Origin of the sequence: Vibrio lentus, from assembly GCF_002875945.1 — a bacterium.
In the GTDB taxonomy this organism is placed as follows: Bacteria; Pseudomonadota; Gammaproteobacteria; order Enterobacterales; family Vibrionaceae; genus Vibrio; species Vibrio apostichopi.
This window is the reverse complement of sequence record NZ_MCZK01000102.1, coordinates 14,867-39,804: the sequence shown is the minus strand read 5'-3', so window position 1 is coordinate 39,804 and position 24,938 is coordinate 14,867. Positions and strand designations below refer to the sequence as shown.

Below are 24,938 nucleotides of genomic sequence, written 5' to 3'. Positions count from 1 at the left end.
CTTACAGCGTCTAAGCGATCGTTGTAGGGTCAATGCAGCACGAATTGTTTCCCAAAAAGTTCGGGTAAAAAACAGCTCTTACAAATGTTAAATCTATCATTTGCTGCAAGCTGAAGTAGCATCTCTTCATCTAACAAGTCGATAACATAGCTCCGATAAAATCAATTTTCAACAAAAATTTCCAATAGGAAACAACTTTTCTTGTTTTGCTACGGGGAGCACGCTTTATTTCTCTGTGTGCTCTTTAATCAACAAAGCGCTTCATGCAACAATGAAATTAATAGACAGGAAGCAAGAAATTAATGAGGGACCTATGTCAGAAGACATTTATGATGAGTACCCATCTTTAACGTTGGCGAAGGAAACGTTAGACCAGAATATTGAACCGCTTAGGCTTGGCCAGCGCATTAAAGATATCCGCGGCAAGCTTGGGATCACGCTAGAAGAAGCAAGCCAAAGAACAGGCTTAGCGCGTTCTACGCTCAGCAAAATTGAGAACGAACAAATCTCGCCAACCTTTCAGGCTATGCAAAAACTGGCGATGGGTTTGCAAATTGATATGCCTCAACTCTTTGAACCACCAAGGAAAAAAGTTGCAACAGGACGTCGTGACTTAACCAAGGCTGGCCAAGGTAAACCACACCCAACACCGACTTATGAGCATGAGCTGCTTGCCACCGAGCTGTCTAATAAGAAGATGATGCCGTTCAAGAGCCGCGTGCGAGCGCGTACTTTTGAAGAGTACAATGATTGGGTTCGCCACGACGGGGAAGAGTTCTTAATGATCATCTCTGGGGATGTGATGTTCTACTCAGAATTCTATGAACCCGTACCGATGAGTGAAGGCGATAGCATGTATTACGATGCCAATATGGGTCACATGTTGATTTCTACTAGTGCAGAAGACGCACTCATTTTGTGGGTGACTGCAAAATAAATTAACAATCTCAGAATTTCTTATAGTGAATGCAAACGTTTGCTTTTGTTTCGAACGTTAGACAATAGACGCGATATTGGTGTGATAATCATCAATATCGCGTTTTTGTATGTACCGAATAATTGTTTTTAAATTGTTAAATGTCACATTTTGAGCTGTTTGACTATTGTTAAGGGTGTAAAACTGACGCAGGCTTGTTTATTATAGTGAACACGGTTTACTCATGTTGATTGAAGTTTACTGAAGTGAATTCTTAGAAAGTGACTTGTAGAGCTTTTGTACAGCTAACCTGATTTATCAAGCTAACGATATAAGCCTATATAAAAGACATCACTTTTTACTATCTACTGTTTCTAAGGTTAAGACGCCAAGGTTACTGACGCGAATACGCTGAGGTGACTAATGATGAAACTTATCGTTAGAAGCGACTCTAAATAGAGATATAAGCGGCAGACTCGATTTGGAAAGCCTGCAACGCTTCATGGAGAAGAAAATGACTCAAGAACACGCTAATCAAGACCTACTAACAACACCACTGCATGCACTTCACGTTGAAGAGGGTGCAAAAATGGTTCCTTTCGCTGGCTACGATATGCCAGTTCAGTATCCACTAGGTGTAAAGAAAGAGCACTTACACACTCGTGATGCTGCCGGTCTTTTTGATGTTTCTCACATGGGGCAACTTCGTCTTCATGGCGCGAACGCAGCTGCTGTCTTAGAATCTTTGGTTCCTGTAGATATTATTGACCTTCCTTCTGGTAAACAGCGCTATGCGTTCTTTACTAACGAGCAGGGCGGCATTATGGATGACCTGATGGTTGCTAACCTAGGCGATCACCTGTTTGTTGTTGTGAATGCAGCATGTAAGACACAAGATATCGACCATCTAACTGCGCACCTTCCAGCTGACGTAGAAATGGAAGTGATTGATGATCGCGCTCTATTAGCACTTCAAGGCCCTAAAGCGTCTGAAGTTTTAGCTCGTTTCCAACCAAGCGTTGCTGACATGCTGTTCATGGACGTTCAAAAAGTTGATATCGACGGCGTTGAATGCATCGTGAGCCGCAGTGGTTACACAGGTGAAGATGGCTACGAAATCTCAGTACCGAACGATCACGCTGAAGCACTTGCTCGTAAACTAACATCAGAAGCAGAAGTAGAGTGGATTGGCCTTGGTGCTCGTGACTCACTTCGTCTTGAGTGTGGTCTATGTTTATACGGTCACGACCTAGATACAACAACTACTCCAGTTGAAGCTAGCCTTCTATGGGGTATTCAAAAAGTTCGTCGTGCTGATGGTGAACGTGCAGGTGGCTTCCCTGGCGCTGATATCATCCTTGAGCAAATCGCGACTAAAGACGTTCAACGTAAGCGTGTTGGTCTAGTGGGTCAAACTAAGGCTCCAGTACGTGAAGGCGCTGAGCTGTTCGATGCTCAAGACAACAAGATTGGCGTTGTAACAAGTGGTACAGCGGGCCCTAACGCTGGCAAGCCTGTTTCTATGGCGTACGTTCGTACAGACCTAGCAGCAATTGGCACTGAAGTATTCGCTGACGTTCGTGGCAAGAAGCTACCAATGACAGTAGAAAAAATGCCATTTGTACCTCAACGTTACTACCGTGGCTAATCTCTTTTAAGAGAAACCACCAAGCTTAACGAAAAGCCTATTGTTTGCTTCTCTGTATCGAGAAGTTTAATGGTAGGCTTTTTTGTTTTTTGCAACGTATAAAACTTAGGATGATGAGCTAAGGTAAGTTGTTTATAAATTCGTTTATAAAATGAGAGATGTGGCCATATCGTTACAAATACTTACTATAATGATGATTAGTACGTGTTATGGTGGCGATTCATCAATTTTGTAAATAAGTAGTAGGGGTTACAAGGAGTTATCTATGAATGAGAACCATACAATGAGTCCGGTTCGTAAGACCGTTCTTGGGCTTTTAGCGCCATTAATCTATACATCAAGTGTTATGGCGACAGAAAACTCGATCGAAAGTACTCCTGACGCGAGCGTAACACCTTATATTGTGAATGGTAGTGACGCCACAGTAGCTGAGTTTCCTTCGATGGCCAGCCTGTTCATTGACCGCATAGATTATGACGGTACCTATTCAACTGGCCCATATTGTGGTGCGACAATTTTGGATCCAACGCATATCCTAACGGCTGCGCACTGTATTTATGGTGATGAGAACGCTCAGTTATTTACTGTTGTCGTCCCGCAATTACAAGACACTTCTCAGTTCCCAAATGGAAGCATTGAAAAAGTTCGTGTATCTGAGGTTTACTATCGCAGCGATTATTCAAATGCGTTGAGCGACTTATTACGTAATGATATTGCAATATTGAAGCTAGAAAGTTCTCTCAATATCGATGCTGTAAATGATGTGATCTATCCCCTTGGTTTTTCTACTGATCTTTATCGTAGTTCGTCAGAAAATTTTGTTGCCGTTGGTCACGGTGATACGCGTTCTGGATTTGACAGTACGACTATATTGCAAAAAGCAGCTCTTAAGTATGTAGACAAAGCAACATGCATAAACGCGTTTACGGATGGTTCAGCTTTAACTGATAGCCAAATATGTTTTAACGGCGATTACAGCCCATTTACCGGGCTATTTAATGGTACGTGCCAAGGCGACTCCGGAGGTCCAGTCTATTGGCAAGATGGTTCAACCTATAGACAGGTAGGTATTACCAGTTTTGGCCCAGATACTTGTGGTGGTAGCTCTACCGTGACATCGGTATTCACCGAAATATTAGACTATAAAACTTGGATCGACAGTGTTATCGCTGGGACTGAAACCGCTAAATTTGTTTCAACAGACGCGAAACGTACTGCTTATGCTGGCACAAGTTCGTCTAGCTCTGGTAGCAGTGGTGGTAGTGTTTCATTTGGTTTGCTAGGTATGTTGATGTTGTTCGCGGGTCTTAGAAAAGCCGTGTTACGTTAGAACTTCAATGTTTTGAACAAGTCGACGCTTTATCTAACGATAGCGTCGACTTTTTTATCTCTGCAGGTTTATCTGTTTAATCATTTACCCGCTTAGTTGCTTAGTTATTTAGCTGCTTAATTCTACAACCGCTTTTCGGCTGTACCTTTCTAGAATCTCATCCATCTCTTTTATCGCATCATTGATGCTTTTGATGCCGCCTTGCGCGACACCTTTTTCGCTTGGGTTCAATGCAGAAAAAGCCCGTTTTAATTCCTTATCTTCCAACATGTTCCCGTGCAATAACACTTCTTTGTAGGTGAGTAGCCTATGCTGTACCGCGATAATTTGACTGCGGGTATTGTCTGATTCTAAAGCGTGCTTTATGCATGGAAATGCCAATGTATAACGATTCGCAATTTCCAATTTGACGTCTTTGTTATTCGCAATTTGCAATTTCTATTATTTCCCAACACTTGAGTAATCAAGTTTACTAGCCTGCACGTTCACGACCGATCAAAGTGTGAAAGTTTATGAAACGTAACGTTTTTTAATAATCGCATAATATGCCTTTGATGGCGTATGTAAACCGTTACGAGTCAATATGGTCTGCTTCTTGCTGAATTTAGGTCATAACTGTCTAGTTAGGAGAAGCTCATGTCACAAGAGCCCATCGTCATGGCGCTGATTGAGCGCAGGAAGCAAGCCAATTTGTCGCAAGAGAAGTTAGCATCAAGTGCAGGAATGAGTTTAAAAACCTATCAACGTATTGAGCGAGGGGAAGCTGACATCAAAATGTCTCAGTATCGTTCTATCACAAGAACCTTAAAAGTGACGGATTTGGATGTCGTGCTAGATATTGTTGGTGCAACGCAAGCAACTGCGGAAGATGTTGCAGCGGTCAGTCGGCTACTGACCAGCGAAGAGAGAATGTTGTTGATCAAACTGATTTTGTCGGTCAAAAAACAGCCGTAGCGATTTGGTCTAGTTTTGCTCTAATCGGTATCGTCTTTTATCTAAATAAATAGAGTTAGAACGGTTGTTTCATGGGTGACGTGTTCACTGGAGGACATGAAACAATTATTCTACTCTTCCACGCAGTTGTTTAGTGGTACTTCTTTGCTTCTTACCTTCTAAACGTCTTTTCTGAGAGCCACGTGTTGGCTTTGTCGCTCTTCTTACTTTTTGAACCTTTGTGGCTTCCAAGATCAATTCTTTCAAACGCACCAAAGCATCATCACGGTTTTGTTCTTGAGTTCTATACTGTTGCGCCTTAATGATAATCACGCCATCTTTAGTGATGCGGCTATCTTTGTGCGCTAGGAGTTTTTCTTTATAGAAATCAGGTAGGGTGGAGTGCTTGATATCAAAACGTAAATGTATCGCGCTCGATACTTTATTGACGTTTTGGCCGCCGGCTCCTTGTGCTCTGATCGCAGTTAACTGAAGTTCCCAGTCCTGAATCGAAACAGAGTTAGATATTTGTAACATAAACTTCCATTTTGAACGGTAATATGGGGTCATGATACTGAATATTGGTTATGGTATCAGTAACTTTCTTAAAGAGTGGTAGCAGTGATGAAAATAGATTTGACGGCGTATGAAGGATTAATCTTTGATATGGACGGTACGTTGATCGATACAATGCCTGCACATGTAAAAGCATGGCAACAAACGGCTGAAGAGTTCGGCTTTCATTTCGAGGCTTCTTGGCTGCACAGTTTAGGCGGCATGCCGAGTTATAAGATCGCGGGTGAGGTGAACAGTAAATACGGTTTGTCACTCGACCCACAAGCGGTATCTACGTTTAAGATGGCGTCGTTTGCGGCGATTGAAGACAAAGGCGATATTATCCCTTGTACGCATTCTCTTCTAATAGAACATCTAGGCAACAAGAAAATAGCGGTAGGGACAGGCAGCCAGCGTAAAAGCGCAGAACAGTTATTAGATAAAACGGATATCTTGAGCAAGCTGGATATCTTAGTGACAGCAACAGATGTGAAGAACCATAAGCCAAATCCAGATACCTTTCTGGACGCGTGTTTCGGTATGGGATTACAACCTAAGCAATGTGTTGTATTTGAAGATACTAATCTTGGTAAGCAGGCGGCTCATGCGGCGAACATGGATTGTATTCTGGTGGTCGAAGGGAATAAGTTAGAGTTCTATCCTGCACCAAGCTGATTGCTAAATTGTGATGTTACTGAATGATAAGGCTGCTAAGTCAATGGCTCTCGGTCTGATTAACAGCCTAATAGGAAGATGTAGATGTCTGTTAGGCGATTTCGCTCATTTCTTTGTCTAGAAATAAACAGACTTTGTTTCGACCTGCCGCTTTGGCCTCATATAACGCTAAATCGGCGCACTTGTAGTTAAGAGCAGGATCGCTGGTGATGTTAGTGATTCCGCCACTTACAGTCACTACGTTGTCGAGCTCAAGACTGACAGCAACTCTCAACCTGTTAAGGACGTATTCAGCTTCTTCTGTTGAGGTGTGAGGCAGAATAACACCAAACTCTTCACCACCAATACGAGCAACAAAATCGGTTTCACGACATTCGTATTGGAGCACTTTAGCGACCGTTTGAATGACTCGATCACCGTAGTCATGCCCAAATCGGTCGTTGATGCGTTTGAAGTAGTCAATATCCAAGATAGCTAAACAAGACTGCTCGCGAGTAGGGTAACGATTAACACGAGAGCATTCATCGCGCAGCTCAAGATCGAACTTACGGCGGTTCCAACAGCCTGCTAACGAATCTTTTTCACTTAGGTTTCTCAGTTTATTCTCGAGCTCTTTGTGTTTACTGATATCGACAAATGACGCGACATAAAACTGAATCACATCTTTTGAGTCTTTAATTGTTTGGATTCGCAGTATTTCAGTGATCAGAGAGCCGTCTTTACGGCGATTCACCACTTCACCTTCCCATACTCCAGTCTTAGTAATAATGCTCCACATCTTTATGTAGAACTCTTGATTGTAGCGACCAGAGGCAAACATTGAAGGTTGGTGACCTTTTACATCTTCTAGGCTGTAACCACTTACGCGGGTAAACTCTTGGTTTACTTTGATTATTCGGTTGTTTCTATCGGTGATGACCAAGGCCGACATACCATTCATTGCTGCTTTAGCCAGTTGGCTATCGATGCTGTTCTTCTTGTGGTTTCTATTCCAAAGCACAAACCCAGCAGAAATCATTGATATCAGTATCGTTAAGGTAATGATCTGTACGATGATTGCGTGATGCTCTTGTTGATACTGGTTATTAAACTGATGGTTTTTAACGTGAAGAACCATATAAATAGGCCCTTCAAACTGATCTATCTTAGGGCTGATATCCGAGTGGAAATACCAGTTTTCGCCATCAAAATAGCTAGAGGAAGTGTTGTCTTTAATTGCTTCCCATAACTCTGGATAGCGCTTGGCGTAAGTGATGTCAGCACGAGACTCAAGAACATGACCAAATGATTCTTCTGGGTCGGGGCCCATGATGACATGGCCGGTTTTATTGAGGAGTACAGGTACCGCAGAAGATGTTCCGATTTGATAATGCAGGCGATCATAAATCTCAAGCATATTGAGGTTTGCAATAAAGTAACCAATGATGCGATTTTTAGACGTTACAGGCGTCATGATACGAAGGGCCGGAATTAACGGATGAACTATTTCACCATTTTCGACTTCTAGATCGATACCATTTGAACTAACTTGCCCAATGTCTAATTTTTGAAGAGTATCGAAGTAACTGCGCGCTGATTTGTTTTGTAGTTCCTTGTCTGCAACGACTGTGGCTTGGTTGTCTTTGTAGTTGATGCGGAACACTTCATTTCCTTGAATGTCGAGATAACGAAGTTGTGAGTAATATTTTTGTCCACGAGCAAGCATCACCCACAAGTCTTGCAGCGCTTCTTTGTGAATCGTTGAGGGTTCTTCAATGGCACGAAGAAGGGTTTGTGAATTTGCTATAGAGGGAACGGAGTTAGATATCTGCTCCACGATGACAGAAAGCTCATGGAAGCTGTATTCAATTTGGTTTTGACTTGATTGCTTAATATTTAGCGTGTGCTGAGCATCTATCCGATCAAATTCAGAGTTAATATAGAGGGCAGGGACTAGTCCTAGGGCAAAAATGGTACATAGAAATTGGCTGACTAGTTTTTTTATACTCGTATTCATCACTGTCCTCAAAGAATCAGCGCAATACTATATATTTTATGGGGTTTTTAATGTGATCTTGACCCAGAACTTAAAACAAGCTTTGCATATACTCATGGTTTTAGTGCAACTTTTTGCAATTAAGCTTGCCAGTTGGACAATTAAGTACCATCAAAACTTTGCAGATCCGTTTGTGTTTAATTAAGTGTTTTGGGGTTGCTGATGGTCGTTCGGTTTGGTGGAAGTATATTGGGTTCAATAGGGATTCTATTGCAGAACTGCCAATAAGCGCAGTTAACATGTAACTGCGCTTATTTATGACTTATAAAGAATTAGTGAATTAATAAATCAGCTTAATCCAATAATGTTGCCATTGTCATCGATGTCTAGAGACATGAAGGCTGGTTTATCCGGTAAGCCAGGCATGGTCATTACATTGCCACACAAAGCGTAGATGAAACCCGCTCCGGCACAAAGCTTCAGTTCTCTAACGGGTACATCAAACTGGGTAGGCGCGCCTTTAACTTGTGCTTCTGTCGAAATAGATAGCGGTGTCTTTGCCAAACATACCGACAGGTTGCTGTATCCATGTTGGTTGAATTCAGCGAGTTGTTTCTTCGCTAAAGGTGATAGCGAAATACTTGCTGCACCGTAACCGACCTCGGCAACTGCCATTAGCTTTTCTTCTAAGCTCTGCTGCGACTCATAAAGCGGTTTAAAGTCGCTCTCGCTTTCACAAGCATTGATCACGGCTTGAGCTAACAACGTCGCACCTTCGCCGCCTTTACCAAAAGCTTCGCTGATTTCAACGGTCACATTCGGATCAAAATCGGTGATCAGCTGTTTCAACGCGTTCAATTCTTGAATCGAGTCTTGTGGGAATTGGTTGATGGCGACAACGGCAGGCACTTGGTATTGCTTAACGTTGTTGATGTGCCATTTCAGATTCTCAAAGCCAGCGATAAGGGCGTCTTGGTCATCATTGAAGATTGACTCTGGCAATGCGGTACCTGGTCTTAAATCGTATAAGCCTGAGTTGGCTTTTAGGCCACGTAGTGTTGCGACGATCACCGCGCAATCGGGTTTCTTATTCGATGCTTTAACCTTGATGTTGCACGCTTTCTCAAAGCCCATATCTGAGCCGAAACCGCCTTCAGTCACAACAAAATCACTCAGTTTGAGAGCAATCTTATCGGCAATAATTGAAGAGTTACCATGTGCGATGTTTGCGAAAGGCCCTGCGTGAATCAACGTTGGCACACCTTCAAGTGTTTGCATTAATGTTGGTTCAATTGAATCTTTCATTGTTACGGTCATTGCGCCTGCAACGTTGAAGTTATCTGCGGTTAATGGCATGCCTTGATGGTTATAAGCGAGTACCACACGACCAATACGTTTGCGCAGGTCTTGAAGGTCGTCAGCCAACGCAAGAATGGCCATGAGTTCTGAAGCGGCCGAGATATCAAAGCCATCTTCGCGTTCAAAACCGTTGATTGTTTTGTCTGCCTCGTTCTTACCGACAGTGATCATGCGCAGTGCACGATCATTATGGTCAAGCACGCGACGCCAAACGATTCTGCTTGGGTCTATATCTAGTGCTTTTAAGCCAGAGCGCGCTTCAAAGGCTTCTAACCCTTCACGTTGCTCATGATACAAACGAGCGTCAATAGCAGCAGAGGCGAGGTTATGAGCCGCTGTCACTGCATGAATGTCGCCAGTTAGGTGGAGGTTTAACTGTTCCATTGGCGCAACTTGAGAATAACCACCGCCAGCAGCACCGCCTTTGACACCAAATACTGGACCCATAGAAGGCTGACGAATACACGCCATCGCAGATTGGTTAATTTTAGCGAGACCTTGTGCAAGGCCAATTGTGGTGACTGTTTTACCTTCACCGAGTGGCGTAGGTGTAATAGCAGTTACAACGATTAATTTTCCGTCTTGTTGCCCAGACAGGCGTTCAAGGGAGCTTAAAGAAACCTTAGACTTATGGAGTCCTAGCGGTTGATGTTCATCTTGATTCAGGCCTGCTTGTTCAGCAACCTCACTGATGTTTTTAAGGGGAGTAGAGCGACAAATATCAATATCAGATAGCATATTTGATCCTTATATCAGAACCGAAAGGTGGTACGTAAACGTTTGCGTGGCGATAGTACTGTATAAATTTGCCAAGTAAAGGCAAACCACACGAATTATGTGCTGGAAGATAACAGATCTAAAGAGTCATTGCGCGAGATCAAATCTTAAACAAGCAAAATATTCGATTTGATTACCTCTAATTGTGTTTACATAAACTACGAATACAAAAATGGCTGCATATAGCAGCCCTTCGATAAATGGGTAATCTAACTCGGCGTTAACCTCAACCAGTCGACAACCTAATAGGGTCGATTAACGATCCCAATATGTTTCTTCTAAGCTATCTTCACGTTCCGGTAGGGCACGAGAAAGGCGAGGTGAGTGTTGAGTCAATACCTCGTAGCTTACGCGGTTGGCATACTTACAAATTTGAGACAGTGACGAGTATGTTAAACAAGCGTGTTCGTGTTTCTCTGAATTTGGCACATTCACGTGGTGATAGCTGTTTGCTGCCATATCGTGTAGCAGTGCTGAAAGTGCACCGTCGCCTGCGCCATTGGTGTTCTTAATCTCAAGTGGACCACCTAGGTAAGGGCCAATGTGAGAGTACACTTTTACTGGGTCTACACAGTCTTGCTTACGCATAGCACGGCTAAATTCAAACTTGTTGAACTCAGGGATGTTACCCGGTAACAGTGGCAGTGTGGTTTCACGTTTCGCTAGTTCGTCTGTGTAACCTGCCATGTACAGGCCAATAGGACCAGCAGTACATAAAACAAGGTCAACCCACTCAAGTGCTTTATTCGCTGCAAGTAATGGGTCTTTTTCACCGGTTAGTGCTTCACCTTCGTCTTCGTTCATCGCGACGATGGTGACGTTCTCTTTCAGGTATTCTTGCCACCATTCAGCGTTACCTTCGATCACGTATTTAGTACCAAGCGTCAGTACAACAGGCACATTGTGAGCTTTCGCATATTCAATCGCTTTTTGTACGGCTTTTGGCATTGGATCTTCAGGCTTGCCGCGCATTAGGTATGAAGACACAACCAAAGCAGATGCTTTTTCGAAAATTTGCTCAGGAATACTTTCAGGAAGCAGCTGATTCATGTGTCCTTCGTTGATCGCAAACGTACGTTCGCCATCTTCGGTAATTAGCGTGTAGCAACGACCAATTGGACCATCAACTGTTTGTAGGTGGTTTAAGTTCATGCGAGAAGAGGTACGGCAAAGGTAACGGTAACCAAACGAACCCACTTCGATTTTCTTAGACATAACGCCAAGCAGAACCGATTTGCTGTCTGCAAGAACAGAGTAGTTGTGCAGCGTATTACCAATGGTATCGCCAGGGTACTGATGCGTGATCAAACCACGTTCAACTAGCTCTTCGTACAGGGCATCGGCTTTACTTTCTTCCAGTACAAGCGAGTGGCCTTTACTCAGTTCGTATTTTTCAAGGAACGCGTTGTCAACACGGGCTTCGATATCAACAATAGTTTGACCTACGCCGACAATAGTCGCGCGATGCAACTTAGGCGTTTGTTGAATTTGGTTGACCAACGGATCACGGGCGTGAGTTGGAAAATAGTGCTTAGATTTACGCTGTCCAGGAAACTTCATATGAAAAATACAGTGAAAAAATTTTGCCGCATGATATCACATTTTGTTTCTGTTTCTTTCATTTTTATTACATTTTGAATCACCTGCACAATGTCTGTACAGGTGATTCAAGCTCATTATTCCGTAGGGACTAACGTAGCAGGATCAACGTAAGCCTTTGTACCCCATAGAGGAACAGTGGAAAGGCTGTGTTTGAAGCTGCCCTCTGTTTCTTTAGTGGTGTAAGACAAGTAGAGCAATGATTGATTCTCAGCGTCGTAGATGCGGCGAACTTTCATTGTTTTGAAAAAGATACTTTTCGATTTCTTAAATACCACTTCACCTGACTTACTCTTGTCTATTTGAGCAATCATTTCAGGTGTGATTTCACCGGTCTGACGACAAGAGATAGAGCTATCACTTGGATCCGATAGGCTAAGGTTAGCTTCGATAGATGCGATATGACAAGTTACACCTGCGATCTTATCGTCATCTAAAGAAGACATCTTGATATCCTTCATTGTGAAGAAACCAAGAGAAACGTCGCCAACCTCGTTGTCTGAGCAGCCTGCCAACAATGTCATGATACCAACTGCTATTAAGGCTTTTTTCATAAGAAGTCCTTTTTATTTATATAGTTCTGTTTACTATAGGAATATTGAAAGCTTGAATACGAGTGTAGAGCTTTTCACTGAGTTCTTAAAGGATGTTGTTGGAGAATGAAAAATATGAAGCATTTAAAGTACTTGTTGGCCTTGGTCATGCTCTGTATGCTCTCTGCTTGTAGCTCGGCACCTCAGTCGACCATATGTCTTCCAAATAACTGTGATATTTGGGGATACTAAACGTAGGTACTAATAGAATGAATAACGAAATACCTGAAAATGCACACAAGAAAAACCAATGGCTGTTCAGCCAACTCGACATTGCGTACCCCGCAAAAGAGAGCCTTCTCGGTCGAGACCTCTATAAAAGCAAACTTCCTCAGAAAACGTATCAATTCCTCCCGCAAGATCAAACACCTACCCAACTAGACGAATTACACAAAGTCGACTTCCATAAACTGACGGTTCTATTCTCGCTAAACCAAGCCAGCGCGTATCAAGATGAAAGCGAAAGAGCGCATATTTTGGAGTTTTTAAGCCAAATAATGCTGTCGGATGAACATGAGCTATATGTAGGTACCAAGAATGGTGATGTAGTGGCGAGTGCGATTGTTACAGCGACTGACGATTCAGTGCTGATCTCAGATGTCGTAAATCAGCATGACCAAGACGCTATTGGGTTTGCTAAACAGTTACACGAATTTTGGGCACAAGATCAAGTTTCTAGCCATAAAGTATGGTTCGAAAGCTAAAGAGTCTTTGAGAAAGCGTTAATCTGAGTACAATACACCGTCTTTTAAACAGGGTCCGGTATGTACAAGCTATTGATATCAATCGCTGTATTGTGTGTTAGCGCTTTTTCTACAGCTACTTACGCTAACAACTGGGATATCAAGCACATCCTAGTTATCCACTCTTATGGACCTTCCTATCAATGGACCGCCGATTTCCAAAAGGGAATAGATAGCGCGTTCAGTCAATCTCAAGTCGAAGTTAAACTTTCAATTGAATACCTAGATACCAAGCGTATCAACAGTCCAGAATATTACGACTCTCTAGTCAACTACTTTGAAGCTAAGTATTCGGGTTACCACCTGGATGGTGTCATTGTTACTGATGATAACGCTGCAAATTTTCTTGAATCCATCAGCTCTCTAATTAACCGAAATACACCGGTTGTTGCGGTTGGTATTAATGATACCAGTACCGACATGTACGCGATCACCGACAGAGCAACCGTGCTTCATGAAAATGATCATATTGACATTAACATCGAGTTGATTTCACAGTTAAGACCAAACCTTAAGAACCTGTACTTCGTAAATGATTACAGTGTCACTTCTGAGTTGATTCGCAAAGAAGTACAAAAGGTGATGGTTGATTTTCCCGATATCAATTTAGTTGAAATCCGAAACCAAACCCTTGAAGCGACGAGCCAGTACTTAAAAACTATCTCTGCTGATGATGCCGTTCTGCTCAGTCACTACAACACGGAACTTGGCCAAGGTGTTTATCACTCTTATCAAGAGATTGCTGAAACTTTGTCAGTATCGAGTGCGGCTTCTGTGTTCGCGCTATGGCAGTTTTATATCTTAGGTGATGTGTTGGGCGGTTACGTTAATCATTCGCAAAGCATGGGAGAAGAGGCCGTTGATGCGTTAGACAAGTACGTATCTCTTGGTTTCTCTGCACCATTGGTGCCGGGTGACAACATACGCTTTGTGTTCAATTATTCAGCGATGAAAAAGTTTGGTATCGGTGAGAGTGCGCTACCTGAAGAGTCGGTCGTTATCAATGAACCTTCTTCTTTTATTCGTAAGAACTTCCAACTGTTGATGGGTCTGACCATGGTGATTGCGGGTTTAAGCCTGATCATCTTGATGCAGTTCATTACCTTACGTCAGAAGAAAGAGCTGGCAAAGAAGAACAAACGGATCCTCGCTCTGCAGAAGCAAACGCTGAACGTTCAGAAAGACATGATTCATGTGTTAGGTGAAGCCATTGAAACGCGCTCGGGTGAGACAGGTAATCACGTTAAGCGCGTTGCTAAGCTGTCAGCACTGTTGGCTAAGCATAGTGGTTTAAGCCACCGAGAAGTCGAGATGATAGAGATCATCAGCCCAATGCACGATGTAGGTAAAATCTCAGTGCCTGAATCGATTCTCGATAAGCCAGGTAAATTAACCGCTGAAGAATGGGAAGTGATGAAGTTGCACACGACGGCAGGCTACAATCTGCTGATCAGTGGAGCGGGTGACATCACTAACTTAGCGGCGATTATCGCCAATGAACATCACGAGCGATGGGATGGTGAAGGGTACCCGAATGGCAAGGCTGCTGATGAAATCCATTTGTTTGCGCGCATTACTGCTGTAGCCGATGTTTTTGACGCCTTGTTGAGCGCACGTTGTTATAAAGAGCCATGGCCGTTAGAAATGGTTGTAGACCTTTTTGAGCGTGAGTGCGGTCGACAGTTTGATCCTGAACTTACTAAGTTGTTGTTGAAGCATTTACCTGAGTTTGTCGCAATCAGAGATACTTACCCAGATAGTTCCAATTCAGAACTGGTTGCATTAGCTGCGAATACTCAGGAAGCTAATTGTGCGTAAATTTAGCTCCTAGTTAGCTAGTTAGCTAGTTAGTTCTTAGTTAGATCATCGTTGGCTCATAGTAGAGCGAGCAAACCCATTGATTCCGTCATCCATTCTACGTTACACATCCCACTTATTTATATTTACATTTGAAACTGATTATCATTTATAAAATATAGAGCTAAAAACACTATTCATATTTCTCTAAGTTAGATGAAAATGCTTAAGCATATTGAATCATAAGGTGATCAGCTGCATATTTTGCAAAGAAAAATAACTAGGTTTCGGTAAAGTGTTAGCTCAATCATGCCGACCCCGAAGATAACCCTATAGGATAAAGCTTGGATTCAAAGCGAGTGGAATTTCTATGCGGTTGGAACAAACTAAATGTGTGATTTTTGATTGTGACGGAACGTTAATCGATAGTGAAAGACTGTGCTGTCAGGCGCTGGTGAACGTATTTTCGCGTTTTGGCGCTGATTTAAACGTGAACGACTGTTATGCCCATTTTTAGGGTGGAAAGTTGGCTGATATCTTAATGGATACACAAGAACGCCTTGGACTGTCAATATCCGTTGATACGCTTGAACCCCTCTATCGCACAGAACTCGAAGCGCTTTTCCAACGTCACTTGAAGCCTATGGATGGCGCGATTGAGTTGATTGAATTTCTCAAACGACAAGACATCGAGTTTTGTATCGCTTCAAATGCGCCTAAATCGAGAGTCGAATCATCATTGGCTATGACGGGCATGCTCGACGACTTCAAAGGGAAAGTGTTTTCGGCTTTTGATGCAAATAGTTGGAAGCCGGAGCCTGACCTGATCATGTATACCGCAATGAACATGGGCTTTTTACCAAACGAATGTATTTATGTTGATGACACAGTGAAAGGCATTGAAGCTGGCGTTCGAGCTGGGATTCAATCTTTTAGATTACGACCAACGATTGAAGATTCATTGAATGATGATCCAGAAGCCGACATAGCAGAGCTAGCGGCTCAGGATATTTACAGTTTGGAAGAGATTTCAGTTTGGATTAATGGCAAGCATTGCTCAATGAGCGGTATACCGAACTCTGGAGTTTTGGTGGGGTAGTGCCTATTTGAAGGCTGACTATTTTACTAAATTGTTTTGTGTGGAAACCGCAAGATGCGCACGTAAACTTCTCTCCGCTTTCTGAGAGCAGATATTCGTCGTGTTGGCATAGAGGGCATGTGATGTCTTCGTTATTTGGTGCTTCTGTATTATTCATTATGTCACCTGCAGCAAGAGGGTAAGCGAAAATAAGACCCGTTTAACTAGATTACCCCTAAGCTCGATTATTAGACAGTTTTGCCCCTTCATAATCTCTCCTTTGCGACTTGCTTCATGGTAATGATAATAGAATAGTTAAACGCTATACGGTTTGTTATAGTGGAACGGAGTACCATAACTTCGGATTGCCCAGTGAAATATATTGCTTTGTTTGTTTTTTCTTTCGTCCTAACGGGATGTAAGCAACAATCTGCCACACCTGATTTAGACACAACGAAACCCATTCGTAGCGTTAAATACATCACCACAGTGTTTCAATCACATACTCAAATTCGTGAACTTAGCGGCATTGTGCAAAGTGCACAAACGTCGCCACTGAGCTTTAAGGTAGGGGGAACAGTCAGTGATCTTATTGTTTCTAAAGGGCAGCATGTTGAAAAAGGACAAGTGCTTGCTCAACTTGAAACGCATGATCTGGTGTTTGCGTTACAAAAAGCGCGGGCTTCGTTAGGTGCAGCGAAAGTGGCTAAGCTGCAAGCCGAAGATAAGTACAAACGTTCTGCTAAATTGAGCACTAAAGGTTTTGTGTCAGAATCTGAACTGATCGCGATTCGCGCTGACTTAGATGCGAATCAGCAACAAGAGAATTTGGCTCAAACCGATTTGTCGAATGCAGAACTTAATTTAGAACGCGCCAAACTATATGCTCCCTTCTCTGGTCAAGTCAGTCAGGTATCAATTGATGAATTCACTAAGGTAAGTTCTGGGCAGAAGATCATCGAACTAGTTAATGATTTTGCTTACGAAGTCGATTTCTTGGTACCGGAATCGTTGATATCAGAGATTTACTTTGGCGAAGAAGCGAAGGTCAAGGTTCCAGCGCTTAATGACGCAACATTAACGGGCACGGTGTCTGAGATTGGCGCTGTGGTTGAAAGAGGTAATGCGTACTCAGTCACATTGCAGCTAAGTGAGTCGAAAGTTGAATTACGAAACGGCATGTCTGCAGAAATACAGTTCAATATTGGTAGCACAAACCATGGCGCTGTTTTACTTCCTATCGATTCATTTAATTTCAATGACCGTAATGCAAGCTCAGAGAAAAACAACGCTGCAATCTTTGTTGTCAATCCAGAAAGCCTTGCGATCGAAAAGCGTTATGTTGAAATAAAACGCAGCATCAATACACAAGTTGTTGTGATTGGTAACCTTTTAGAGGGGGAGCATGTCGTTACAGCCGGCATTCCTTATCTTTATGAAGGGCAACAAGTCACTCTGTGGGAAGGCTTGTAAGGGGAGTTATTATGCATAGAATTACTGAACTCGCCCTGAAATATCATCGATTTACGCAAGTGTTCTTGGTAATGCTTTTCGTTATAGGCATTAGTACCTTTAAAAATGCGCCAAGCAAAGAAGACCCGGAAATTCTAATTCGTAGCGCTGTCGTTATTGCGCAATTCCCCGGAATGTCACCAGATCGTATCGAAAAATTCATTACTAAGCCTTTAGAGCGCGAAATCAAACAGATCCCTGAGGTGACAGAGATAAAGTCATGGTCACGTACGGGTGTTACTCAGATAACCGTCACGCTTCATGACAGATACTTCGACCTCCAGCCTATTTGGGACACGCTTCGAAATCGTATGGACAGCATGAAAACTAGTTTGCCAGACGGTACACAAGGTCCTTTTGTTAACGATGAATTTGGCCGCGTTTACTCGGCGACAATTGCGCTAACCGGTGATGCTTTCGATGACCAAGAATTGAGAAAAACGGCTGAAGCATTACAAGACCGATTAAGCAGCGTTCAAATGGTATCTCAAGTTGAACTCTATGGCGTAAATGAAGAGCGAATATGGATTAATGCGCGCAGTGGTGCTTTGGCTAATGAAAAGTTTCAGTTTCGTCAGATCGTATCGGCACTGCAGGCTCGTAATGTTGTGTTACCCGGTGGTTTAATTGAAACCGATACTCTGCAAATTGAGATTGAACCAACCGGCAACTTCAACAGCATCGATGAAATTCTCGATCTTGATTTGATTGAGCGAGAATCCGGAAATACGGTCTACTTACGTGATTTAGCCGATGTTGAGCGCGGTTATGAGAACCCCTTTAATACACCCGTTTATTTCAACGGCAAACGCGCGGTTATAATTGCAGCGTCGATGGCTTCCGGTAGCCAAAGCGATGCTTTTGGTGCAGAAGTGTTGGAGTTTATCGAATCCGTTAAGGCCGAACTGCCAGTGGGGATGAATCTCGATCTTGCCACTTTTCAACCGGAAAAAGTCGACGAGGCGGTTAGCTCTGCCACCAACAACCTAATGCAAACTATTGGCGTCGTATTAGCGGTTGTGATGGCGTTTCTTGGCGTAAGAATGGGGTTGATAATCGGTAGCATCGTCCCATTAACCATTCTCCTTACAGTGATTGGCATGTCGATTTGGGGCGTTGAGCTGCAAAGGATGTCTATTGCTGCGATCATCATTTCACTCGGTTTGCTGGTAGATAATGGAATCGTAGTCGCGGAGTACACCAAAAGTAAAATGGCTGAAGGTGTCGATCGTGTAGAGGCGGCCGTTTCGGCATCGAAAGCGATGGCAGTACCGTTGTTAACGTCGTCGCTGACAACGATATTGGCGTTTATGCCACTGTTATTGGCACAAGATGTCACCGGAGAATATCTACGTTCTCTGTCGCAAGTGATTACGGTCGCGTTATTGTCTTCATGGTTCTTATGCTTATTCGCCACACCCGTTATGTGTGTTTGGTTCATGAAACCAATCAATGTAATGGAAAATGAAGATAACGAACGAACGCTTTCTCGTTTTCATCGAGTCTATCGACGCTTCATCAGAACGATTTTAAGGATGCGTTTAATCACTTTAGCTGTTGTTTTGAGTATCTTTGCGGCATCTATTTATAGCTTCAAATTTGTCACCGTACAGTTCATGTCGGGTTCAGAGCGAAATCAGTATCTTGTATTTGTTGATCTGCCGGCTGGAACTAAAGTTGGAGAGTCTGAAAAGGTGTCTGCACGCCTTGAGCATTGGTTGTTAGATAAAGAACAAAATCCGAAAGTGACCAGTACCATTCGGTATGTTGGAGATGGAGGGCCGCGTTTTTTCCTCGCGCTCTCACCTGTTGATAGAGCGACGAATCGCGTATTTATGGTTGTTAATACAACAGACTACGAAGCCGCGTTAGCAATGGTGAATAAAACCAATCGATTCATCATTGAACAGTTACCAGAAGCGAGTGGTCAGGCCAAACGAATGTGGTTGGGGGGGACTGAATTAGGCTTGGTTGAATATCAAGTCGTCGGCAAAGATATATCGACCATTCAGCATATCGCCAAGCAAATTGAATTGATGTTGCGACAAGTACCGGGCGCGGTTGGAGTCTCGAATGATTGGGAAAACAACGTCCCTAAACTTATTCTCGATATAGACCAAGCACAGGCGATTCGCGCTGGTGTGAGTAGTCGAGACATTGCAACAAACTTAGACAGTTACTTGCGTGGAAAAGAAGTCACGAGTTTTCGAGAGGATGAAGATGTGATCCCAGTAATTGTCGGCGCTGCAGACAGTGAGAAAACCATTGATAAACTCTTTACCAAACAAATCGTATCTTCAACTAATGGCGAGGCTCTACCGCTTATTCAATTTGCCACGATTAAAACAACCAGTGAACCTTCAATCATTCGTCGTTTTGATTTGCAAAGAACGGTGACTGTCAGTGTTAAGCATGAAAGTTTACAAGCGAGTGAGCTTAACAAGTTGGTTCAGCCCAAACTATCGGAGATTGAGCTTCCACCAGGGTACCACATTGCTCTAGGGGGCGAACTGAAGGGTGCAAGTAAAGCCAATGGAGCTTTGTTTGGGTACTTACCTCAATGTTTCGCTGTGATGATTCTGTTGTTATTGCTTCAGTTCAACTCGATTCGTCGACCGTTAATTATTCTGCTGACGATTCCTTTGTCTTTGATTGGTGCGGTGTCTGGTTTATTGATTACTGGCGCGTATTTCACTTTTCCTGCGATGCTTGGTATTTTCAGTTTAGCGGGGATCATTATTAACAATGGAATTGTCTTAATTGACTGTATTGAACAGAATCGCAATAGCGAGATGAGAATACATGACGCCATTATTGAAGCTTGTACGGCTCGTTTAAGGCCTATTGTAATGACTACGTTGACTACCATACTTGGCCTCGTACCATTAGCGGTTTCTGGCGGGGAATTTTGGTATTCAATGTCGATTGTGATGATCTTTGGCATGGTGGTCGGAACGATTTTAACGCTTGGAGTTGTTCCCGTACTTTATAGTTTGTTCTTTCGAGAACCCGCCAGAGAAACGAACGAGAGTAGGCAAGTGTTGAGCGCTCACTGAGTCAAAATACAGGTTAAGTTGGTTCGGTAAGCTTGCCAATTAGATAAAGAAAAAGGACTCATATGAGTCCTTTTTTTGTTATTGTTAATCACTAATCACTAATCACTAATCACTAATCACTAATCACTAATCACTAATGCCTAATGGGTAACTTTTAAAGAAATCAGACGAGCTAGAGCTTTCTTTGAACGTTATAGCGTCGCGCCCTAAGTTCGGTATCTAGCCAAAGTTTGAGATAGTGAAACTGACGCTTCAGTTAGCTTAGATACGCCATTTGAAGAGTTTTGAGCGACATCTTTAATCACATCTGATTGGCTACGGATATCGTTAAGTTCTGCTGCGATGGTATTCGCTACATTACTTTGCTCATCGGCAGAAGTGGCTATCTGAATGCTCATGTCCATTAAGGTGTTAGCAGAAGCTGCGATAGAGTTCACGTCATCACCAATATTTGAAATCAGTTGGCTGCTGGTTTGTGCTTGATCAACCGTTTGCTCCGTGATTTTAGCGATGTTCTGACTTTCTTGTTGCAGGCGCTCAATCATCGCTTGGATTTCAACGGTAGCCGACTGTGTTCTGCTTGCCAGCGTTCGTACTTCATCCGCAACAACTGCGAAGCCACGACCTTGTTCACCCGCACGAGCCGCTTCAATCGCAGCATTCAGGGCAAGTAGGTTGGTTTGCTCTGAGATAGCGTTGATCGTCGTGATCACTTCATTAATTTGGCTGGTGTTCACATTCAAGCTGGTAACTGAAGATGAGGTTTGCTCAATCAGAGAAGAAAGTGTGCTGATCTCTGAGATGGCTTGTTGAACCTTCGAGTGGCTATCGTTGATCTGCTGTGCGTCTTGTTCTGTTTGTTCTGTTGAACGTGCAGAGATATTCGACACTTCGTTAGCTGATGCCGTCATTTGGTCCATTGCGGTTGCAACAGAGTCAAGAGACGCGTTTTGGCTCATGATTTGTGTTTCGCTGCGCTTCATCTCTGTTTCGAAAGAAGCCGACGTTTCACTGAGTGTCGCGGCACTGTGGTTTACGTTGTTCACTAGCTCACTTAGCGTGTCCATTGAACGGTCAAGTGCGCAACCAATTGTACCAAATTCGTCACGACCAGGGTGGAAGCCAAGGCGTGAGGTTAAGTCACCGTCACCAATCTTCTGAGTAGTTGAGTAAAGAACCCATAATGCACCACCTAGGAAGGTCGCAACCCAGTAACAGAAAAGACCAAAAGGCACACACCATAAAAGACTGAGTAATAAACTGTACAGTGCTTGCTGCTTTTGGTTTTGTGTATCGTTATTTGAAACGGTAAGAGAGTAGTAGTTACCATCTTGTGCAATAGCCGTTGCGGTAACCGCGCCATTGTTAGCAATGATGGTTTCTTGAGGACGAGTTTGTTGGCTAACAGAACGAACAGAGGCAGGGGAATCTGACGCTGATAAAATCCCTTTGAGTTGATACTCAACCTGTTGTTTTGCACTCGCGTCAATTTGTTCCATTTTGTTGACGTAGTTGAGTCCAGCTAGGCTTGCCACAGCGGCAAAAAAGATTAAGAAAATGACCCAAAACTTGTCGTTGATAGACATTTTGATAAACAACTTGTCTATCGTTCGAAATTGTACTTCTTTCATAAAAACTCCACGGTAAATCCTTTACCGTGGACTCTAAATAACCGACCTCAATAAAAATGTGATACCAATCGACTAATTGTGAAAATTAATGATACCAACATATCGTTTATGAGATCTCAATCAAGTATTTATACAGCGTATAGGTTTATTAGCCTAATGAAGGTAGTAACCCTACTGAAATAAGGATTTGAATTGCAATGATAAACACGCCAACACTGCCCGCTAAAAACAGCGCTTTGCTTCCACCTAATACTTGGTAAGTCTCTTGAGTATTTTGGCCATCAACCGCGAAATCAGTATAACGAACTTTGTAAACCATCACTGTCGGTAACAAGATTGCAAGTACTGCTAGCGCGATTGCTGCGTAACCCAGTGCCATGATAAAGCCTTGTGGGTAGAACAAAGCAAAGCCAAGTGGTGGAACAAAAGTGATCAATGCTGTTTTTACACGCTTAGCGCTGCCTAACTTATTGCTTAATGAATCGCCCATAAATTCGAACAGGCCCAAGCTAACGCCAATAAATGAGGTTAGTAGTGCAAGATCGGCAAACACACCAACGATCACGCTAAGGTTAGATTGATGAACGGTCTGTGACAGTGAGACTAACAGTGCACCCAAACTGGTGTCCGACAATAGCTGCTCTTGGCTAATCACACCTAAAGTCACGCTCTGCCAGAAAACATAGATGACCAAAGGCAGTGCAGAACCAATAATCATGACCTTACGTAAAGAGCGAACATCGCCATCAAGGTATCGAACAATTGAAGGGATGCTGCCGTGGAAACCAAAAGAGGTGAACACAACCGGAATCGCCGCAACAATCAGGCCTTGTTGTAAAGGCATGCTCATTAGGTACTGAGAAGTAATGTTAGGTGCTAGAAAGCTAAGTACTAGAACCATCGCGATTAGCTTTAAGCCAAACAAAACACGGTTAACTTTATCAACACTGTGTGTACCAATCGTCACAACGCCAGCAACTAACAGAGTAAATAGAAGGGTTGTGATTTGGCCGTTGAGTTCAATGCCCGCAATATCCGCAATACGTTGGTTGAATTGAGCACCACCGCCTGCAATGTAGGCCGCACATAAAGCGTAAAACAGAAACATAACTGCGAAGCTCGCAATCCACTTTCCTTTGGTCCCTAAAATTGTGTGAGCTAAAGTGTGTAGGGTTGCGTCTGATTCTGCGAACTGATGAAGCTCTACCATTAATAAAGCGGTAAAGGCCATCAATGCCCAAAGACATAACATTAAGAAAAGCGAAGTTGAGAAGCCAATACCTGCAGACGCAAGTGGAAGAGCGAGCATGCCAGCACCAATAGTGGTGCCTGCAATGATCAAAGTACTACCAAAAACCTTTGATTTATTCATTGTATATAATTCTTTACGTTAGAGTGTGTTTTCATTGTAATTCTTCTAGCTTAAGCGCATAAACCCAAAGAATATCTCGATTTTGAAGTATTCTGATTGAGTTTAATTCCAAATGCAATCTCTAATGTAATTAAAAATATCCACTGTAAATTAATGTTTACAGTGGTGGGTGGCAGGGCATCGAAAATGCCTAAGCAAACGTTTGACCATGATCGGCTTCAAAATTTGTAGAGTAATTTGTTGTACTTGGTGTAAGGTGGCAGTACATATGTCGTTCGCGTATACCCCTTTAACGTAAACAAGCGTTAATGAACGCGAGTAGCTTCAAGCTATAAATATGGAATGGGTAGAGTAGAGTGCGTTCATCAAAGTGACATAATATAAGTCCAAGATGGTGCACTAGTTAACAGGACATTATGTCCACATCAAGGAATAGAGGGGGCACTATGAGTGACCAATCTTATAATGACGAAAGTCTTGAGTTGTTAGATGCTATGGAAATTGGCATTGATTTATCTGACTATGAACAAACAGTTAAACAATTAGCAGAAGAACTTTTTAAGTCTTCGAACTAAGTTTTACCTGAACTAAAGATTTCGGTAGTTCAACGTTCTCAAATTAGACAATTCTTAAACTGAGCAAATCTCATTCGCTCACACGTCATATCAAAACTATCCTCATTAAAGTTCGCGAAGATAAACGAGTACGTTTACCATGTTACTTAGTTCTCGATACTTTAATGAGGTTCAATGAACTTTCTCGCACACCTGCACATCGCCCAACACTGCAACAGTAACTTAGCCGGTAATCTGTTAGGTGACTTCGTTAAGGGTGACCCTAATAAACACTATTCAGGTTCGCTTTCTAACGGGATAAGACTTCATCGATTCGTCGATAGCTATACCGACCGTCATGATGTGTCTCGTTCTGCAAAATCTCTCTTTTCAGATCAAACAAAGCGTTTTGCTCCTATTGCTCTCGATGTCTTCTGGGATCACTGCTTAGCCAATCATTGGGGGCAGTTCTCGACACAGTCATTAGAGCACTTTTGTTCAGACAGTCATCAGCAGATTTTCGAACATCAAGAGTCACACTGGCCTAAAAACTTCATTACTATTCATCAAAAAATGGCGGAAAAGCGGTGGTTGGAAAGCTATCAAGACATGTCTTCCATTGAATTGGTATTACAACGAATGGCGTTGAGAAGGCCTAAGCTAGGTATGCTCAAAAACTGTTATGACGACCTAGAACGCCACTATAATAAGTTGCAGTGTCACTTTAATGAGCTATATCCAAGCGTTTTAGAAGAAGCAAACCAGTTTAGTGCGCTTCAATTGACGAAAAATCAAAAGGAAAGGTAAACAGCGTAATGCAGGTTTGCTACAATCC

20 protein-coding genes and 1 pseudogene are annotated in these 24,938 nt (G+C 42.8%); 12 read left to right on the top strand and 9 right to left on the bottom strand.

Going from position 1 to position 24,938, the window contains the following annotated elements; genetic code table 11:
* Positions 1 to 313: 313 nt before the first annotated feature.
* The 3 genes from BCT49_RS08875 (at position 314) to BCT49_RS08865 (ending at position 3,894) form a co-directional block, all read left to right on the top strand.
* A complete protein-coding gene (locus BCT49_RS08875; protein ID WP_017105927.1) occupies positions 314 to 937 on the top strand; it encodes a helix-turn-helix domain-containing protein in 624 nt (207 codons plus the stop codon).
* Between the two features lie 493 nt (positions 938 to 1,430).
* A complete protein-coding gene (gcvT, locus tag BCT49_RS08870) occupies positions 1,431 to 2,564 on the top strand; it encodes a glycine cleavage system aminomethyltransferase GcvT (protein WP_102434925.1) in 1,134 nt (377 codons plus the stop codon).
* A gap of 265 nt (positions 2,565 to 2,829) precedes the next feature.
* On the top strand, positions 2,830 to 3,894 hold the full coding sequence (locus BCT49_RS08865; RefSeq protein ID WP_102434924.1) for a S1 family peptidase: 1,065 nt from the start codon (positions 2,830 to 2,832) through the stop codon (positions 3,892 to 3,894).
* Between the two features lie 108 nt (positions 3,895 to 4,002).
* Here the strand turns inward: BCT49_RS08865 and BCT49_RS08860 are convergent, their stop codons facing one another.
* Positions 4,003 to 4,329, bottom strand: coding sequence for a hypothetical protein (locus tag BCT49_RS08860; RefSeq protein ID WP_102434923.1), 327 nt, complete (start codon positions 4,327 to 4,329; stop codon positions 4,003 to 4,005).
* A 201-nt stretch (positions 4,330 to 4,530) separates the two neighbouring features.
* Here BCT49_RS08860 and BCT49_RS08855 point away from each other — a divergent pair, with 201 nt between their 5' ends.
* Positions 4,531 to 4,848 (top strand): helix-turn-helix transcriptional regulator, encoded by a 318-nt coding sequence (locus BCT49_RS08855; RefSeq protein ID WP_102434922.1) that lies wholly within the window; start codon positions 4,531 to 4,533, stop codon positions 4,846 to 4,848.
* A gap of 105 nt (positions 4,849 to 4,953) precedes the next feature.
* Here the strand turns inward: BCT49_RS08855 and arfB are convergent, their stop codons facing one another.
* Positions 4,954 to 5,364 (bottom strand): alternative ribosome rescue aminoacyl-tRNA hydrolase ArfB, encoded by a 411-nt coding sequence (gene arfB / locus BCT49_RS08850; RefSeq protein ID WP_004730912.1) that lies wholly within the window; start codon positions 5,362 to 5,364, stop codon positions 4,954 to 4,956.
* An 87-nt stretch (positions 5,365 to 5,451) separates the two neighbouring features.
* Here arfB and BCT49_RS08845 point away from each other — a divergent pair, with 87 nt between their 5' ends.
* Positions 5,452 to 6,057 carry a beta-phosphoglucomutase family hydrolase gene (locus BCT49_RS08845; RefSeq protein ID WP_102352214.1) on the top strand — a complete coding sequence of 202 codons (606 nt, stop codon included), beginning with the start codon at positions 5,452 to 5,454 and terminating at the stop codon, positions 6,055 to 6,057.
* Positions 6,058 to 6,148: 91 nt separating this feature from the next.
* Here the strand turns inward: BCT49_RS08845 and BCT49_RS08840 are convergent, their stop codons facing one another.
* From BCT49_RS08840 to BCT49_RS08825, 4 genes are all read right to left on the bottom strand, one after another.
* Entirely contained in the window at positions 6,149 to 8,053 is a 1,905-nt protein-coding gene (locus tag BCT49_RS08840) for a sensor domain-containing diguanylate cyclase (protein WP_102434921.1), read from the bottom strand.
* A gap of 327 nt (positions 8,054 to 8,380) precedes the next feature.
* Positions 8,381 to 10,129, bottom strand: a complete 1,749-nt coding sequence (locus BCT49_RS08835) for a formate--tetrahydrofolate ligase (protein ID WP_102434920.1) — start codon at positions 10,127 to 10,129, stop codon at positions 8,381 to 8,383.
* A 294-nt stretch (positions 10,130 to 10,423) separates the two neighbouring features.
* Positions 10,424 to 11,728 (bottom strand): inosine/guanosine kinase, encoded by a 1,305-nt coding sequence (locus BCT49_RS08830; protein WP_102413509.1) that lies wholly within the window; start codon positions 11,726 to 11,728, stop codon positions 10,424 to 10,426.
* 116 nt (positions 11,729 to 11,844) lie between these two features.
* Positions 11,845 to 12,321, bottom strand: a complete 477-nt coding sequence (locus tag BCT49_RS08825; RefSeq protein WP_102434919.1) for a CreA family protein — start codon at positions 12,319 to 12,321, stop codon at positions 11,845 to 11,847.
* Positions 12,322 to 12,569: 248 nt separating this feature from the next.
* Between BCT49_RS08825 and BCT49_RS08820 the strand changes: the two genes are divergently transcribed.
* From BCT49_RS08820 to BCT49_RS08810, 3 genes and pseudogenes are all read left to right on the top strand, one after another.
* Positions 12,570 to 13,064, top strand: a complete 495-nt coding sequence (locus tag BCT49_RS08820; protein WP_102434918.1) for a hypothetical protein — start codon at positions 12,570 to 12,572, stop codon at positions 13,062 to 13,064.
* Positions 13,065 to 13,124: 60 nt separating this feature from the next.
* A complete protein-coding gene (locus tag BCT49_RS08815; protein WP_102434917.1) occupies positions 13,125 to 14,921 on the top strand; it encodes an HD domain-containing phosphohydrolase in 1,797 nt (598 codons plus the stop codon).
* A gap of 349 nt (positions 14,922 to 15,270) precedes the next feature.
* Positions 15,271 to 15,999 (top strand): annotated as a pseudogene (locus BCT49_RS08810) (HAD-IA family hydrolase).
* On the opposite strand, the gene BCT49_RS26385 reads toward BCT49_RS08810, so the two are convergent.
* Positions 15,941 to 16,156 (bottom strand): hypothetical protein, encoded by a 216-nt coding sequence (locus BCT49_RS26385; protein ID WP_080585209.1) that lies wholly within the window; start codon positions 16,154 to 16,156, stop codon positions 15,941 to 15,943. The pseudogene BCT49_RS08810 and the gene BCT49_RS26385 overlap by 59 nt on opposite strands.
* A 194-nt stretch (positions 16,157 to 16,350) precedes the next feature.
* On the opposite strand from BCT49_RS26385, the gene BCT49_RS08800 reads away from it, so the two are divergent.
* Together BCT49_RS08800 and BCT49_RS08795 are read left to right on the top strand one after the other, a co-directional pair.
* Entirely contained in the window at positions 16,351 to 17,451 is a 1,101-nt protein-coding gene (locus tag BCT49_RS08800) for an efflux RND transporter periplasmic adaptor subunit (protein WP_157938606.1), read from the top strand.
* Positions 17,452 to 17,462: 11 nt separating this feature from the next.
* Positions 17,463 to 20,546, top strand: a complete 3,084-nt coding sequence (locus BCT49_RS08795) for an efflux RND transporter permease subunit (RefSeq protein WP_102434915.1) — start codon at positions 17,463 to 17,465, stop codon at positions 20,544 to 20,546.
* Positions 20,547 to 20,752: 206 nt separating this feature from the next.
* On the opposite strand, the gene BCT49_RS08790 is transcribed toward BCT49_RS08795, so the two are convergent.
* Together BCT49_RS08790 and BCT49_RS08785 are read right to left on the bottom strand one after the other, a co-directional pair.
* Positions 20,753 to 22,177, bottom strand: a complete 1,425-nt coding sequence (locus BCT49_RS08790; RefSeq protein ID WP_102434914.1) for a methyl-accepting chemotaxis protein — start codon at positions 22,175 to 22,177, stop codon at positions 20,753 to 20,755.
* A gap of 148 nt (positions 22,178 to 22,325) precedes the next feature.
* Positions 22,326 to 23,549 carry an aromatic amino acid transport family protein gene (locus BCT49_RS08785; protein ID WP_102434913.1) on the bottom strand — a complete coding sequence of 408 codons (1,224 nt, stop codon included), beginning with the start codon at positions 23,547 to 23,549 and terminating at the stop codon, positions 22,326 to 22,328.
* A gap of 446 nt (positions 23,550 to 23,995) precedes the next feature.
* Between BCT49_RS08785 and BCT49_RS26275 the strand changes: the two genes are divergently transcribed.
* Complete coding sequence (locus BCT49_RS26275) at positions 23,996 to 24,124, top strand: hypothetical protein (RefSeq protein WP_017059831.1); 129 nt, start codon at positions 23,996 to 23,998, stop codon at positions 24,122 to 24,124.
* A gap of 174 nt (positions 24,125 to 24,298) precedes the next feature.
* The gene (locus BCT49_RS08780) at positions 24,299 to 24,910 is read left to right on the top strand and encodes an ACP phosphodiesterase (protein WP_102434912.1); all 612 of its coding nucleotides are present in this window, start codon (positions 24,299 to 24,301) and stop codon (positions 24,908 to 24,910) included.
* The last annotated feature ends 28 nt before the right edge of the window (positions 24,911 to 24,938 follow it).

Bases quoted from the DNA above. Each gene is read 5' to 3' on its own strand.
- BCT49_RS08875 (WP_017105927.1), top strand. From the start codon at position 314: ATGTCAGAAGACATTTATGATGAGTACCCATCTTTAACGTTGGCGAAG.
- gcvT (WP_102434925.1), top strand. From the start codon at position 1,431: ATGACTCAAGAACACGCTAATCAAGACCTACTAACAACACCACTGCAT.
- BCT49_RS08865 (WP_102434924.1), top strand. From the start codon at position 2,830: ATGAATGAGAACCATACAATGAGTCCGGTTCGTAAGACCGTTCTTGGG.
- BCT49_RS08855 (WP_102434922.1), top strand. From the start codon at position 4,531: ATGTCACAAGAGCCCATCGTCATGGCGCTGATTGAGCGCAGGAAGCAA.
- arfB (WP_004730912.1), bottom strand. From the start codon at position 5,364: ATGTTACAAATATCTAACTCTGTTTCGATTCAGGACTGGGAACTTCAG.
- BCT49_RS08845 (WP_102352214.1), top strand. From the start codon at position 5,452: ATGAAAATAGATTTGACGGCGTATGAAGGATTAATCTTTGATATGGAC.
- BCT49_RS08840 (WP_102434921.1), bottom strand. From the start codon at position 8,053: ATGAATACGAGTATAAAAAAACTAGTCAGCCAATTTCTATGTACCATT.
- BCT49_RS08835 (WP_102434920.1), bottom strand. From the start codon at position 10,129: ATGCTATCTGATATTGATATTTGTCGCTCTACTCCCCTTAAAAACATC.
- BCT49_RS08830 (WP_102413509.1), bottom strand. From the start codon at position 11,728: ATGAAGTTTCCTGGACAGCGTAAATCTAAGCACTATTTTCCAACTCAC.
- BCT49_RS08825 (WP_102434919.1), bottom strand. From the start codon at position 12,321: ATGAAAAAAGCCTTAATAGCAGTTGGTATCATGACATTGTTGGCAGGC.
- BCT49_RS08820 (WP_102434918.1), top strand. From the start codon at position 12,570: ATGAATAACGAAATACCTGAAAATGCACACAAGAAAAACCAATGGCTG.
- BCT49_RS08815 (WP_102434917.1), top strand. From the start codon at position 13,125: ATGTACAAGCTATTGATATCAATCGCTGTATTGTGTGTTAGCGCTTTT.
- BCT49_RS26385 (WP_080585209.1), bottom strand. From the start codon at position 16,156: ATGAATAATACAGAAGCACCAAATAACGAAGACATCACATGCCCTCTA.
- BCT49_RS08795 (WP_102434915.1), top strand. From the start codon at position 17,463: ATGCATAGAATTACTGAACTCGCCCTGAAATATCATCGATTTACGCAA.
- BCT49_RS08790 (WP_102434914.1), bottom strand. From the start codon at position 22,177: ATGAAAGAAGTACAATTTCGAACGATAGACAAGTTGTTTATCAAAATG.
- BCT49_RS08785 (WP_102434913.1), bottom strand. From the start codon at position 23,549: ATGAATAAATCAAAGGTTTTTGGTAGTACTTTGATCATTGCAGGCACC.
- BCT49_RS26275 (WP_017059831.1), top strand. From the start codon at position 23,996: ATGAGTGACCAATCTTATAATGACGAAAGTCTTGAGTTGTTAGATGCT.
- BCT49_RS08780 (WP_102434912.1), top strand. From the start codon at position 24,299: ATGAACTTTCTCGCACACCTGCACATCGCCCAACACTGCAACAGTAAC.